Source organism: Cupriavidus sp. 05N38, assembly GCF_056397345.1.
This window is the reverse complement of the sequence record NZ_JBFTNF010000006.1, coordinates 39627-53649: the sequence shown is the minus strand read 5'-3', so window position 1 is coordinate 53649 and position 14023 is coordinate 39627. Positions and strand designations below refer to the sequence as shown.

13 protein-coding genes are annotated in these 14023 nt (G+C 67.2%); 10 read left to right on the top strand and 3 right to left on the bottom strand.

The genetic code is table 11. The features are described from left to right. Positions 1–25: 25 nt before the first annotated feature. A complete protein-coding gene (locus AC1DK4_RS06515; RefSeq protein ID WP_441616287.1) occupies positions 26–928 on the bottom strand; it encodes a LysR family transcriptional regulator in 903 nt (300 codons plus the stop codon). Positions 929–1075: 147 nt separating this feature from the next. On the opposite strand from AC1DK4_RS06515, the gene AC1DK4_RS06510 reads away from it, so the two are divergent. The 9 genes from AC1DK4_RS06510 (at position 1076) to AC1DK4_RS06470 (ending at position 6490) form a co-directional block, all read left to right on the top strand. Next, positions 1076–2332, top strand: a complete 1257-nt coding sequence (locus AC1DK4_RS06510) for an aromatic ring-hydroxylating dioxygenase subunit alpha (RefSeq protein WP_441616285.1) — start codon at positions 1076–1078, stop codon at positions 2330–2332. 3 nt (positions 2333–2335) lie between these two features. Further along, positions 2336–2809, top strand: a complete 474-nt coding sequence (locus AC1DK4_RS06505) for an aromatic-ring-hydroxylating dioxygenase subunit beta (RefSeq protein ID WP_441616283.1) — start codon at positions 2336–2338, stop codon at positions 2807–2809. Positions 2810–2906: 97 nt separating this feature from the next. Continuing rightward, the gene (gene andAb / locus AC1DK4_RS06500) at positions 2907–3218 is read left to right on the top strand and encodes an anthranilate 1,2-dioxygenase ferredoxin subunit AndAb (RefSeq protein ID WP_441616281.1); all 312 of its coding nucleotides are present in this window, start codon (positions 2907–2909) and stop codon (positions 3216–3218) included. Further along, positions 3208–4428 carry an anthranilate 1,2-dioxygenase system ferredoxin--NAD(+) reductase gene (andAa, locus tag AC1DK4_RS06495; protein WP_441616279.1) on the top strand — a complete coding sequence of 407 codons (1221 nt, stop codon included), beginning with the start codon at positions 3208–3210 and terminating at the stop codon, positions 4426–4428. The genes andAb and andAa overlap by 11 nt, the downstream gene beginning before the upstream one ends. A gap of 249 nt (positions 4429–4677) precedes the next feature. Next, positions 4678–4959, top strand: coding sequence for a hypothetical protein (locus AC1DK4_RS06490; RefSeq protein WP_441616277.1), 282 nt, complete (start codon positions 4678–4680; stop codon positions 4957–4959). A 32-nt stretch (positions 4960–4991) separates the two neighbouring features. Beyond that, complete coding sequence (locus tag AC1DK4_RS06485; protein ID WP_441616275.1) at positions 4992–5234, top strand: hypothetical protein; 243 nt, start codon at positions 4992–4994, stop codon at positions 5232–5234. A 73-nt stretch (positions 5235–5307) separates the two neighbouring features. After that, positions 5308–5559, top strand: coding sequence for a hypothetical protein (locus tag AC1DK4_RS06480; RefSeq protein WP_441616273.1), 252 nt, complete (start codon positions 5308–5310; stop codon positions 5557–5559). Positions 5560–5633: 74 nt separating this feature from the next. Next, on the top strand, positions 5634–6002 hold the full coding sequence (locus AC1DK4_RS06475; RefSeq protein ID WP_441616271.1) for a hypothetical protein: 369 nt from the start codon (positions 5634–5636) through the stop codon (positions 6000–6002). Between the two features lie 233 nt (positions 6003–6235). Next, positions 6236–6490, top strand: a complete 255-nt coding sequence (locus AC1DK4_RS06470; RefSeq protein ID WP_441616269.1) for a hypothetical protein — start codon at positions 6236–6238, stop codon at positions 6488–6490. Positions 6491–6493: 3 nt separating this feature from the next. On the opposite strand, the gene AC1DK4_RS06465 is transcribed toward AC1DK4_RS06470, so the two are convergent. Further along, complete coding sequence (locus AC1DK4_RS06465) at positions 6494–7087, bottom strand: DUF2939 domain-containing protein (RefSeq protein WP_441616267.1); 594 nt, start codon at positions 7085–7087, stop codon at positions 6494–6496. A gap of 147 nt (positions 7088–7234) precedes the next feature. Beyond that, positions 7235–12130, bottom strand: a complete 4896-nt coding sequence (locus AC1DK4_RS06460; RefSeq protein ID WP_441616508.1) for an NAD-glutamate dehydrogenase — start codon at positions 12128–12130, stop codon at positions 7235–7237. A gap of 372 nt (positions 12131–12502) precedes the next feature. Here AC1DK4_RS06460 and AC1DK4_RS06455 point away from each other — a divergent pair, with 372 nt between their 5' ends. Further along, positions 12503–14014, top strand: a complete 1512-nt coding sequence (locus tag AC1DK4_RS06455; RefSeq protein ID WP_441616265.1) for an acetyl-CoA hydrolase/transferase family protein — start codon at positions 12503–12505, stop codon at positions 14012–14014. The last annotated feature ends 9 nt before the right edge of the window (positions 14015–14023 follow it).

Below are 14023 nucleotides of genomic sequence, written 5' to 3'. Positions count from 1 at the left end.
GACGCGACGGCCCGCCCCCCCCACGCTATCGCGAGAACCCGTCGAAGATCAGTTGCCGCAGCCACTGGTTTCCCGGCTCGCGATTGTTCTTCGCATGCCATAGCACATTGATCACGATGTCCGGGATCTTGACCGGGCTGGGCGCGGTTTCCAGCCCGAACGGCTGCAAGGTGCGGTTCGCGTAGGCTTCGGGCACCACCGCCACCATATCGCTCGTCTGCAGGATATGGCCGAGCGCGACGAAGTGCGGTACGCGCAGGCGCAGCTTGCGCGCCACCCCCGCGCGCTGGATGACTTCGTCGACCACGCCGTGGCCGGTCCCGTCGGCCACGATGGCCACGTGCTCCGCGTGGCTGAACGCGCGCAGCGACATGCCTTCGCGCGCGAGCGGATGACCTCGGCGGAACAGGCAGACATAGCGCTGCCGGAACAGGCGCCGCTGGAAGAAGCCGGCCTTCAGGTCCGGCAGGAAGCCGATCGCCAGGTCGACTCGGCCGCTTTCCATTTCCTCGCGCAGATTGACCGTGTGATTGCGCACGGTGCTGATGGTGACGCCGGGCGCGACAGCGGACAGCGTCTTCATCAGTTCGGGCAGGAAATAGATCTCGCCGATGTCGGTCATCGCCAGCGTGAACGCGCGCGTGCTCGAGGCGGGATTGAACGTGGTCCTTGCATTGAGCGTCTGGTGGATGGCGGCGAGCGCGTCGCTGATCGGTCCGGCCAGGCTCTCCGCATAGGGCGTGGGCACCATGCCCCTGGACGTGCGCAGGAACAGTTCGTCGCCCAGCAGCTTGCGCAGGCGGTTCAGGGCATTGCTGATGGCGGGCTGGGAGGTGCCGAGCGAATCCGCCACCGCCGATACCCGGCGCGCCTGCAGCAGTTCGTTGAAGACCACCAGCAGGTTCAGGTCGATTTCCCGCAGGTCCATGGGTGTGTGTTGGGGTGTGGGTGGGTGGGTGTGTTTCAGTCTTATCACTGCAGGTGATATCGCATATCACCTTTCTTCCATTTATTAATATTACCAGCGGCGGCAAGATACCCACAAACAACGCGACCCCACCATGGAGACAAAGCGATGAGCGAGCAACCTCTCGTATTCAGCAAGGCGGGATGGCAGGACGACGGCTCGAGCCGCGTGCCGTTCCAGGCCTATACCGACGACGCCATCTACCAGCGCGAACTCGAGCGCTTTTTTTACTCGGGCCACTGGTGCTATGTCGGGCTCGAGGCCGAGATCCCGGCGGCGGGCGACTTCAAGCGCACGGTGATCGGCGAGAGGTCGGTGATAGTGAGCCGCACCGCGGACGGCGAAGTCCATGTGGTGGAGAACGTCTGCGCGCATCGCGGCGTGCAGTTCTGTCGCGAGAAGTTCGGCAACCGGAAGGACTTCACGTGCCCGTATCACCAGTGGAACTACGATCTGAAGGGCAACCTGGTCGGCGTGCCGTTCCGGCGCGGGGTGCGGCTCGACGGCAAGGTCAACGGTGGCATGCCGCCCGACTTCGATCCGAAGCAGCACGGCCTGACCAGGCTCAGCGTGGCGCGCCGCAACGGGGTGATCTTCGCCTCGTTCGATCACGACATGCCCACGCTGGAGGCGTATCTCGGCCCGACGATCCTCGCGTACTTCGATCGCGTCTTCGATGGCCGCAAGCTGACCATCCTCGGGTACAGCCGCCAGCGGATTCCGGGCAACTGGAAGCTGATGCAGGAGAACATCAAGGATCCCTACCACCCCGGGCTGCTGCACACGTGGTTCGTCACGTTCGGGCTCTGGCGCGCCGACAACCGGTCCCAGCTGAAAATGGACGAGCATTTCCGGCATGCCGCGATGATCTCCACGCGCGGCAGCGCCGGCAAGAGCGACGTCACGGCGGGCGTGTCGAGTTTCAAGGAGCAGATGAGCCTGCACGACGACCGCTTCCTCGACGTCGTGCATGAAGCATGGTGGGGCGCGCCGACGGCGGTCATGATGACCCTGTTTCCCAGCCTGATCGTGCAGCAACAGGTCAACTCGGTATCCACGCGGCATATTCAGCCCGCCGGGCACGGCGCATTCAACTTCGTCTGGACCCATTTCGGTTTCGAGCACGACGACGCCGAGATGACGCGCCGCCGCCTGCGGCAAGCCAACCTGTTCGGTCCCGCCGGCTTTGTGTCGGCCGACGACGGCGAGGTCATCGAGTTCTCGCAGGAGGGCTTCGAGCAGAAGCCGCAGCAGCACACATTGGCGGAACTGGGCGGCCGGGAGATCGGAGATACGGAGCACATGGTGACCGAAACGCTGATCCGCGGCATGTACGACTACTGGCGCCGCGTGATGGAGGCCTGAACCATGCTCGACTTCGAAACCTATGCCAAGGTACTGGCGCTCTATGCGGACTACGCCGCGGCCCTCGACAGCAATACGTGGGAAGCCTGGCCGGAGTTCTTTACCGAGGATTGCGTGTACAAGCTCCAGCCGCGCGAGAACCACGAGCGAGGCCTGCCGCTGGCCACGCTGTCGTTCGAGAGCCGCGGCATGCTCAAGGATCGTATCTATGGGGCCACCGAGACCATCTTCCATGATCCGTACTACCAGCGGCACGTCGTCGGCATGCCGCGCATCCTCAAGGCTGACGCGCAGCGGATCGAGTCGGAGGCCAACTATGCGGTGTTCCGCACCAAGCCGGACGGCTTGTCGACGGTGTTCAACGTAGGCCGCTATATCGATGTGATCCGCCTGACCGGCGCGGGGCTGAAGTTCGAATCGCGGCTGTGCGTGTTCGACAGCGAGATGATCCCCAACTCGATCATCTATCCGATCTGAGCTGGCGGGCCGGGAAGCGAGGGCCCGCCGCCATCCCGGAGCCTGCATGCGGGCTCCGTGTATTCACTCTGTGTATTCATCCTGAGGGAGACATTCAATGACCCAGTGGTATGCCGTCGGCTCTCCCGACGATTTCGTCGAAGGCGAACCCGTTGCCGTAGTGGCGGGGCAGCAGCCTGTCGCCGTGTTCCGCCTGGCGCAGGGCCTGTTCGCCATCCATGACCTCTGCACGCACGGCCACGCGCGGCTGTCGGAGGGCTTCGTCGATGGGGATTGCGTCGAGTGCCCGCTGCACCAGGGCCTGGTCGACATCCGTACCGGTGCGCCGCGCTGCGCGCCGATCACCGAAGCGGTGCGCACCTACCCGGTGCGCGTCAACGAGGGGAGCGTCGAGATCCATGTCGAATGAAGCGATGGTGATCGTGGGCGCCGGGCACGCGGCGCGGCGCGCGGCGGAGTCGTTGCGGCAGATCTCGCCCGGCGTGCGCGTGCTGATGCTCGGCGACGAGCCGGAACTGCCGTATGACCGCCCGTTGTTGTCCAAGGATGCGCTGACCAGCGACGCTGGCGAGCAGCGGGCCTTCATCCGTGCGGCGGACTGGTATGTGCAGCAGCGCATCGAAATGCGGCTCGGCGTGCGTGTGCAGGCGATCGACCGCGCCGCGCGCGAAGTGCGGCTCGACGACGGCTCGCGGATCGGCTACGCGCGCCTGCTGCTGGCGACGGGGTCGCGCGTCAGGCGTTTTTCCGGCCCCGTGGCCGGCGATGCGCCGGTGCACTACGTGCGCACGGTTGCGGACGCGCGCGGATTGCGCGCGGCGCTGGCGGCGGGGCGGCGGATTGTCGTCCTGGGCGGCGGCTTCATCGGACTCGAAGTGGCCGCGGCGGCCGTGTCGCGCGGCTGCAAGGTAACGCTGGTCGAGCCGGCCGGCCGCTTGCTGCAGCGCTCGATGCCGCCGCAGGTGAGCGCCTTCATGCTTGCCCTGCATGCGGCGCGCGGGGTGGAGATGCGCGTGGCAACGCAGGCGCTTGGCATCCGGTGCGGGGCGCGCGGCACGGCTATGGTCGAAACCGATCGCGGCGAGATCGAGGCAGATGCGGTCGTGGTCGGCATCGGCGTGGTGCCGAACCTGGAACTGGCGCAGGCCGCGGGGCTTGCCGCCGACAATGGCGTGCTGGTCGACGCGCAATGCCGCACCAGCGATCCCTCGATCTTTGCGGCGGGCGAGGTGACGAACCACTTCAATCCGCTGCTGGGCCGGCACATTCGCATCGAGTCCTGGCAGGTCGCGGAAAACCAGCCGGCCGTCGCCGCGGCGAACATGCTGGGGGGCGAGGCAAGCTACGCCGAAACGCCGTGGCTATGGTCCGATCAATACGACTGCAATCTGCAGACGCTCGGCGTCTTCGGCGCTCGCCAAACCATCACGGTGCGCGGTAACCCGGCCGGCACGTCGTTCAGCGTCCTGGCGTTCGGCGAAGACGACAAGCTCGAAGCCGTCGCCAGCGTGAATGGTGGCCGCGATATTGCCGCCTGCCGCCGCCTGATCGCCGCGGGAAAAGTGCTGGACAGGGCCCGCATCGCCGACGCCGCCACGCCATTGCGTACCTTGTTGTGAGGCCGTGCGCGGGCGGGCTGCGCCATTGCCCGGCCACGCATGCGGGCCGATCGGGTTTGTAGTGGCAAGGCGCTGACTCTACAATCAACTCTGGCGCCAGGCCGCTTCATTGTCTTGTCGATGAGACGTTTGTGCCCTGGCGCTTACGCGGGTTTTGCGTTTTTCCACGTGTTTTTACGTTTTCCACGTTTTCCACGTTTTCCCGCGTTTCCCCGATTTTTTTCCCAGGCGCAGTGACAGGAGTGGACAATGGCCAAACGCGAGCGCGCCGCGCGCGCCTTGCAAGATGAGGTGAGCCGGCGCATCCAGCGCATCGACGACATCATCGAGGACGGCGCGAAGATCCGCGTGCCCGCGCCGCAGCCGCACGCGCGCGATGCGCGCGGGCGCAACTGGGACATGAAGGGATTCGGCAACGCCGCGGGGTACGAGAAGGGCATCCGCGCCGTGGTGGACAAGGCGCGCGACGAATTCGACCTGGCGGAACTCCCGGCCCGGGCCGAAGCCGATCCCTTTGGCGGCGATTCGTGATCCGGCCGGAAACGGCCTTGTTGGAGTAATGCATGCAGGCTTGCGATCCCTGCCATCTGCTCGTCGGCGCGCCGGTCTCCGTGCAGCCGCATGAAAACCTGGCCGCGTCCGGCGCGGGCGCGCTGGGCATGGAGATCAATTCGCGCTGGGTTGACCGGCCCTGGCGCTGTACGGTGTGCGGCGCGTGGATGTTCCAGAATGCCGCCCATGGCGATCCGCCCAATGTCTGGCGCATGGGCCGGCGTCCGCACGACCGGCCGCAGGAGCGTGCCTGAGCCGGAGCCTCCCTGTGCGGGGTGTCGTCGCTGCGCTGCGGCATGCTACGATGGCTGCAACGGGGGAGACATCATGAGTGAATCGAGAACGCTGCACTATCGCGGCTACGTGGTCCTGATTTCGGTGCAGCAGCAGGAGCGCGATTGCCTTGTGAGCGCTTCGATCGTGCGCGAGGGCAAGGGCGAGGTGCGCAACCCCTCGCCGCTGCAATCGTGGGTGGGGCATGAACAAGGCGGGCTGCTGGAGGTGGCGGACCGGGCCCAGGCGCGCGCATGCCGCCTGATCGACGCGACGGTGGACCATGTTGCCTATGCGGCGGATTGAGCGCCGGCGCACCAGTCGCCAGAAGTTTTGCGTCATGGCCTACATGGCGGCGTCTCGCGGTCGTTAATGCGGGTATGAACTCATTCGATGCTTCCGAAGACGGTGCGGCCAACTCCGACGCCATGGGCTGGGGTTCTTCGCCGCCCAACGTGCTGGCGGCAGTGCTCAATTCAGCCCTGGCCGCCGAAGACTTGCACGGCTTTGCCGCGCTCCTGTCCGATATGGCGCGCGACCGCGGCCTGAAGGGCACGCGCGGTGCTCACCAGTCTATCTATGACATGCCCTATGCCAGCCTCCTGCCGCGCCAGCAGCATCTGCTGGCCGACGCGTTCGAGCTGCTGATCCGTCTAGGGCTGGAGCTGCAGCCTCGCCGCCCACGCGTGCTGGGCGACGGCCCGGACGATCTCCTGGCACGCGGCACGCACGATATCCCGGCGGCCTGAGAGGCGTCGCAACGGTTGTCCGCAGGCGGCCGGCGCGGTGGCAGAAGGCCCGCGCCGCGTGCTAGCATCACGCGAAAACCGGGGGCGCTGTGGCCCTGCACGAACAGTTCGCCGCATGACGGCGACGCATTGCCCGCGCCGGAGCCGATTCCGTCCGGGCGACGCCGGCACCGGCCGCATGCGCAGGCCACGGTGTCCGAGGGGAGCGATCGCGAGCAGTGGAGGTATGTGTGATGGACGAAGACGAACCTTTCGGGGTTGTGTTCGAGGATTTTCGCGTCATCTGGGTGGCCGAGCGCCTGCAGGACGGCACCTGGACTGCACGCTATTGCTGGAGCCCGGGTACGTCCGGAGCCTCCGGAAAGGCGTTGCAGGCGGCCGTGCTGAGCGGCAAGTCCAAGCGCCTGCTGGGCGATTTCAAGACCGAGGAAGACACCGTCGCGGCGATCAAGGCGGCGGTATTGCTCGAGGCGAAATGGGGCCGCTGAAGCCTAGGGCCCGGGCTTGGCGAATTCCGGCAGCGCGATGCTGCTCCATTTCCAGGTCCAGGGCCCCGTGCGCGTCAGGCCGATGACGATGCGTTCGCCGTTGTCCTTGGTGGCCGATGCCTCGACGGCGTTCAGGCCGCGGTAGGACAGCGCGTACCTGAGCGCATCCTTGGCGGCATCCGGCTTTTCCTGCTTGCCCGTCTCGCCTGGTTGCGGAGCGGGCGCGGATGCGGAGGGCGCGGCGCGCGGCGGCGCGGCGGCTGGTTTTTCGCCGGCCATCAGCGCCATCACGCCGGCCGGCGACACCATCGTGTCGATCATGGTGTTGATGACGGCAAGGCCGATGGCCTGGCCGATGCCGGCCAGCGGCGTATCGCGCAGCACAGGCGCGTTGCCGAGCTTCTGCTGCAGCGAGGCGGTCAGCTGCCCCTTCAGGCTCTCGCGCAGGGCAGGATAGTCCACGTAACGTGAGAATTTGTCGGCGTCGCGCGTCTCGATGGCGGTGCGCATCTGGTAGAGCGTCCAGTACGGGCTGGCATAGCTGGTGGCGGCAACGGCGATCGCCGCAACGATCGCCGCCTTGAGGGATCTGTTCATCGCGTATCCGGTTGGCGCCTCCGCGGTGGCGATTGCCTGATTCCCTGATGGCCTGATGGCGACCGTGGTCCCCGGACGCCGGCGCATCGCTCCAGTTCCCTTATCCAGCCCCCGTGCTCGCCACCGCGTGCCGTGATCTCCTGTCGCCTAGCAGACGCCAGCCTGGCTGCGCTCGAGCAATCCGATCTCGCGTATGGCCACGGACAGCATCGACAAGCCGGCCGCGCCCGACGCGCGCTGGTCCGCCAGCATGCGCGAGAAGCGCTCGATCTGCCCCTGCCGCCCGCTGCGCCATGCTTCGACCAGCTTCTCCACGGTATCCAGTTCGATCGGTTGCGCCAGCACGCTTACGGTCAGCGCGCGCTTGAGGCGGCCCAGGTCTTCCAGCGCGGTGGTGCGCGCCAGCAGGTCCCAGTGGCTGTCGGCTGGCAGGGCCTGGGCGCGCTCGCGCAGCCAGCCGAAACTGAATTCCGTATCGAGCGCGAAATAGACGGCGGCCACCAGCGCCAGGTCGCGTTGCGTGGTGGCAGCCACGTCCGCAATATCCAGCGCCGCGGCGGAGATTTCTCCGGCGGCCACGCGCAATGCCAGTGCGTCGTCCACGCCGGCCTGGCTCAGGCCCTGGCGCCGTTCGGCCAGCGCCGCCGCTTCCGGCGCGGCCAGCAGCGCCGGCAATTGCGGCGTGAGCCAGGCGGCGGCCTGGGCGTAGCCGGCGCTTTCGCCGCCGCCCACACGGGTGGCTTGCGGGTGGCGCAGGAACCACAGGCTGGCGAGCTCCAGGAGTCGGCCAACGGCAGCGAACATGCGCGCCTGCACCTCATCGTCGACGCGGTTGTCGAGCGCATCGATCTCGGCCCACAGCGGATCCAGGCCGAAGACATCGCGCGCAATGAGGCAGGCACGCACGATGTCCGCGGGGCGCGCGTCGGTTTCTTCCAGAATTCGGTGCACGAAGGTGGCGCCGATGCGGTTGACCAGGGTGTTGGTCAGGTGCGTGGACAGGATCTCGCGCCGCAGCGGGTGGCGCAGCATGGCTTCGCCATGCCGCGCGCGCAGCGGCTGCGGGAAATACGCGGGCAGCAGGCTCGCCACCAGCGGATCCTCGGGCAGGGCCGAGGCCAGCAGTTCCTCGTACAGCCACATCTTGCTGTAAGCCAGCAGCACGGCGCGTTCGGGCGATGTCAGCCCCAGTCCGGCTGCCTTGCGCTCCACCACTTCGTCATCCGTGGGCAGGAATTCCAGCGCGCGCTTGAGGCGCCCGGCGCGTTCGAGCCAGCGGATCAGGCGCGCTTCCTGGTCGAGCAGCGCGGCGGCGCAGCGGCCGGCCACCGACAGCGCCTGGGTCTGGTAGTAATTGTCCTCCAGCACCAGCAGGCCGACCTCGTCGGTCATTTCCGCCAGCAGCTTGTTGCGCTGCTTCTCGGTCATCTCGCCATCGGCTACCACCAGCCCCAGCAGGATCTTGATATTGACCTCGTGGTCCGAGCAGTCCACGCCGGCGGAGTTGTCGATGGCATCGGTGTTGATGCGCCCGCCGTTCAGGGCGAACTCGATGCGGCCGAGCTGGGTGAAGCCGAGGTTGCCGCCTTCGCCCACCACCTTGCAGCGCAGCTCGGCGCCGTTGACGCGCACGGGATCGTTGGCGCGGTCGCCCACCTGCAGGTGGGTCTCGTGGCTGGACTTGACGTAGGTGCCGATGCCGCCGTTGTAGAGCAGGTCGACCGGCGCCAGCAGGATCGCGTGCACCAGCTCGGCCGGCGACAGCGCCGTGGCGCTGATGCCGAGGCAGGCCTGGACCTCGGGCGTGAGCGCGATGGTCTTTGCCGTGCGCGGGAACAGGCCGCCGCCGGCGGAGACCAGGCTCATGTCGTAATCGGCCCAGCTCGAGCGCGGCAGCGCGAACATGCGCTGGCGCTCGCGCAGGCTGACGGCCGGGTCGGGCGAGGGATCGAGGAAGATATGGCGATGGTCGAACGCCGCCACCAGCTTGATATGCGGCGACAACAGCATGCCGTTGCCGAACACGTCGCCGGACATGTCGCCGACGCCGGCCACGGTGAAATCGGTGGACTGGATATCGACGCCCATCTCGCGGAAATGGCGCTTGACGGATTCCCAGGCGCCGCGCGCGGTGATGGCCATCTTCTTGTGGTCATAGCCGACCGAGCCGCCCGAGGCGAACGCATCGCCCAGCCAGAAGCCATACTCGGCGGAGATGGCGTTGGCGTAGTCGGAGAAGCTCGCGGTGCCCTTGTCGGCGGCCACCACCAGGTAGGGATCGTCGCCGTCCTCGCGCACCACTTCGGGCGGCGGCACCAGCGTGCCGGCGACGCGGTTGTCGGTCACATCGAGCAGGCCGCGCAGGAAGGTCTGGTAGCAGGCAACGCCTTCCTGCAGCACCGCGTCGCGGTCGGTGGCGAGCGGCGGGCGCTTGACCACGAAGCCGCCCTTGCTGCCCACCGGCACGATCACCGTGTTCTTGACCATCTGGGCCTTCATCAGGCCCAGTACCTCGGTGCGGAAGTCCTCGCGCCGGTCAGACCAGCGCAGGCCGCCACGGGCCACCGGGCCGCCGCGCAGGTGCACACCCTCGACGCGCGGCGAGTAGATCCAGATCTCGAACATCGGGCGCGGCTCCGGCAGGCCTGGCACCCTGGACGGGTCGAACTTGAACGACAGGCAGGGGCGCGGACCACCGTCGGCGCCATGGCGGAAGTAGTTGGTGCGCACCGTGGCGTTGATCACGCCGAGGAACAGCCGCAGGATGCGATCTTCGTCCAGGTTCGGCACCTGGTCCAGCGCGGCGCCGATGGCGTGCAGCAGCTTCTCGCAGCGCGCCGCCCGGCCGGTTTCCGTGGCGGGGTCGAAGCGCGCCACGAACAGTTCCACCAGTTGTGCGGCGATCGCCGGATTGCCGGTCAGGGCACGCTCGATATAGGCGTCGCTGAAGGTCGAGCCGACCTGGCGCAGGTAACGCGCATAGGCGCGCAGGATGGTCACGTCGCGCGCGGCGAGTTCGGCGCGCAGCACCAGGCGGTTGAAATCGTCGTTCTCGATCTCGCCGCTCCATGCACGCGCGAAGGCGTCCTCGAACAGCGCCTTGATGCGCGCGATGTCCGCGCCCAGGTCGACGCCGGCGGCGACGCCGTCGGCCATCTCGAGCCCGAAGTCGTGGACCCACACCGGCGACGCGCCGCTCGGCTCCACCAGATAGGGGCGCTCTTCGTCCACGCGCACGCCGAGGTGTTCGAGCATCGGCAGGCTGAGCGACAGCGCGATGGGCTCGCGCGCGCGGTAGACCTTGAAGCGGAACGCGCCGGGCGCGGCCTCGATCGGCCGGTACAGGTTCATTGCCACGCTGCCGCTGGCCTGGGCGGCTTCCATCAGTTCGATGTCGCGCACCGCGGTGCGGGCTGGGTAGTCCTCGCGGTAGCCGGCCGGGAACGAGTCGCCGTAGCGGCGCAGCAGCCGGTTGCCCTGTTCTTCGCCGTTGCTGTCCAGCAAGGCCGCGGCGAGGTCGTCCTGCCAGCGGCGCGCGGCCTGCACGATGCGCGCCTCCAGTTCGTCCGGGTTGACCTCGGGCATGGTGCCCGGCTCGCCGCGCACGATCAGCTGGATGCGCGCCAGCGGCGACTCCGACAGCTGGGGCGTGAACTCGCAGCTATTGCCGTGGAAGGCGGTCATCAGCAGCTTCTGGATGCGCTGGCGCAGGTCGGTGTTGTACTTGTCGCGCGGCACGAACACCAGGCAGGAGACGAAGCGGTCGAAGCGGTCGCGGCGCACGAACAGGCGGATGCGCTGGTGTTCCTGCAGGCGCAGGATGCCCAGGGAGATGTCGAACAGCTCGTCTTCGTCGGCCTGGAACAGCTCGTCGCGCGGGTATTGCTCGAGGATGGTCACCAGCGACTTGTAGAGATGGCCCTTGGTCAGGAAGCCCGCGCGCGCCAGGATATTGGCGAACTTGCGGCGCACCAGCGGGATCTCCGCGCTGGAGGTCATGTAGGCGCTGGAGGTGTACAGGCCGATGAAGCGGCGCTCGCCGGTGATCTTGCCGCTGGCGTCGCTGAGCTTGACGCCGACGTAGTCGAGGTAGCCGGGCCTGTGCACGGTGGCGCGCGAATTGGCCTTGGTGACGAAGATCGGCGAGCTGCCTTCGATCACGCTGCTGGCGGCCGCGGGCAGTTCGGTGAGCGCGCCGGCTTCTTCGGGGCGCAGGCTCTCGCGCAGGATGCCGGCGCCGGAGCCGGCCACGCCGCGCAGGTAGAAGCGGTCGTCCCGGGTGATCAGTTCGTAGTCGCGCTGCCCGAGGAAGGTGAAGTGATCGTCCAGCATCCATTGCAGGAAGGCGCATGCCTCCTGCGTCTCCGGCTGCCTGCCTTCGGGGCCCTGCGCCAGCATCTCCACGGTGGTGCGCGCGGTGGCCGCCATGCCGGGCCAGTCCTCCACCGCGGCACGCACATCGCCCAGCACGCGCGCGATGCCGCTGCGCAGGGCTTCCTGCGTGGCGGCGTCGCCGCAGCGGTCTACCTCGAAATGAATGAAGGATTCCAGGCGCGGGCCGGAGGCGGCGCCGTTGCCGGCGGCGAGGTCGCCGGCGTCGCCTTCGCCGCCGAGGCCGACCCTGGCAATGGTGCCGTCGGCGCTGCGCCAGATCAGGAATACCGGATGGATGGCCGAATGCAGGGCCAGCCCGAGCCGGTTGATCTCCATGGTGACCGAGTCCACCAGGAAGGGCATGTCGTCGTTGACGATTTCGACCACCGAGTGGTCGGAGTGCCAGCCGTGCTGCTCCAGGTTGGGGTTGTACACCCGCAGCCGGGCATTGCCGGGCACGAAGCGCTGCGCGGTCTGCCAGTGCGCCATCACCGCGCCGTAGAGATCGGCCACGTCGCGCTGCAGCAGGTCTTCGGTGTCGGTCAGGTCGTAGTAGTGCCGCAGGAAGGGCTCCACCTTGACGAACATCTCGCCGGGCAGGCGGCCCTGGGCGAATTGCATCAGGTCGGCCAGCAACTGGGCCAGTCGCGTTTCGCTTTCCGCCAGCATGGTGTCTCCCCCAGACGGCTTGAGTTTTGGCAGGTCCATGCCGGCGGTATCCCGCGCGGCGCCATTCTGGCGGCGCCATCTGCGGGGCGGCATGAGCTTGCTAACTACTGTAGAGCATAAAGAAGCGGGCCGCGCGCCAAGTGCGAGGCACATGCGCGATGATCGGACAAGGTCCGGCGGCGCTGGAGGTTCTATGAATTTTGCGACTGGTTTTCATGATTTTATATCGGTGATGGAATATGTCTGCTCTGGCTACACTGCTTATCTGCACCTTACCGGCCGGTAGGAGACGCTAGCAGGGCAGGGCGCCAGGTCCTGCCGCGGCTAGTGCCACGCCGCAATCTGCCGGGACAGGTTTCATGGAGACATAAGATGTACAAGGAACGAATCCGGCTGGACAGCCTCCTCGGCAAGGTCATGCCGGCGCAAGCCGCGGCAGCGATGATCCGCGATGGCATGACCGTCGGCATGAGCGGCTTCACCCGCGCGGGCGACTGCAAGGCCGTGCCCGAAGCGCTGGCCCGGCGCGCGCAAACCGAGCCGCTTCGCATCACGCTGATGACCGGCGCTTCGCTGGGCAACGACACCGACAAGATCCTGTCCGAGGCCAATGTCCTGGCGCGGCGCCTGCCGTTCCAGGTCGATCCGACGCTGCGGCGCAAGATCAATGCGGGCGAAGTGATGTTCATCGACCAGCATCTGTCGGAGACCGTGGAGCAGCTGCGCGGCCGCCAGATCGCGCCGGTGGACGTGGCGGTGGTGGAAGCCGTCGCCATCACCGAAACCGGCGGCATCGTGCCGACCACTTCGGTGGGCAATTCGGCCAGCTTTGCCATGCTGGCCAGCAAGGTCATCGTCGAGATCAATCTCAATATGCCGGCCGGGCTGGAAGGCCTACACGACATCTACCTGCCCACGCCGCGCCCGTACCGCCAGCCGATCCCGCTGATCGCGGCCGAGCAGCGCATCGGCCTGCCGTATATCCCGGTGGACCCGGCCAGGATCGCGGCGATCGTGATCACGCAGAAGGACGACAGCCCGTCCAACGCCTTGCCGCCCGACCAGGAAACCCGGCAGATCGCGGGGCACCTGAACGATTTCCTCCTGCATGAAGTTCGCGCGGGCCGGCTGGCGCCGGCGCTGCAGCCGCTGCAGGCCGGCATCGGCACCATTGCCAACGCGGTGCTGCACGGCCTGATCGATTCGCCGTTCCGCGACCTGAAGATGTATTCGGAAGTGCTGCAGGACAGCACCATCGAACTGCTGGACGCCGGGCGGCTGAGCTTTGCTTCGGCATCGTCGGTCACCTTGAGCAGCCCCGTCTATGCGCGCTTCCTGGCGGACCTGGAGCGCTACAAGGCGCGCGTGATCCTGCGCCCGCAGGAGATCAGCAACCATCCGGAGGTGCTGCGCCGGCTCGGCCTGATCACCATCAACACGGCGCTGGAGTGCGACATCTACGGCAACGTGAATTCCACCCATGTGGGTGGCACGCATATGATGAACGGTATCGGCGGCTCGGGCGATTTTGCGCGCAACGCGCATATCTCGGTGTTCGTCACCAAGTCCGTGGCCAAGGCCGGTGCGATCTCGAGCATCGTGCCCATGGTCTCGCATGTCGACCACACCGAGCATGATGTCGACATCATCGTGACCGAGCACGGCCTTGCCGACCTGCGCGGCCTGGCGCCGCGCGAACGGGCCCGGCAGATCATCGCCAACTGCGCCGATCCGCTCTACCGCGATTTGCTGCAGGACTATGTGACGCGTGCCGGACGGCGCGGCGGGCATACGCCGCACCTGATCGAAGAAGCGCTGGCATGGCACGCCCGCTTCCGCGAGGAAGGCACCATGGGTGGCGTCGGCACGCGGGCAGCAGCGTGATCCGGCGGG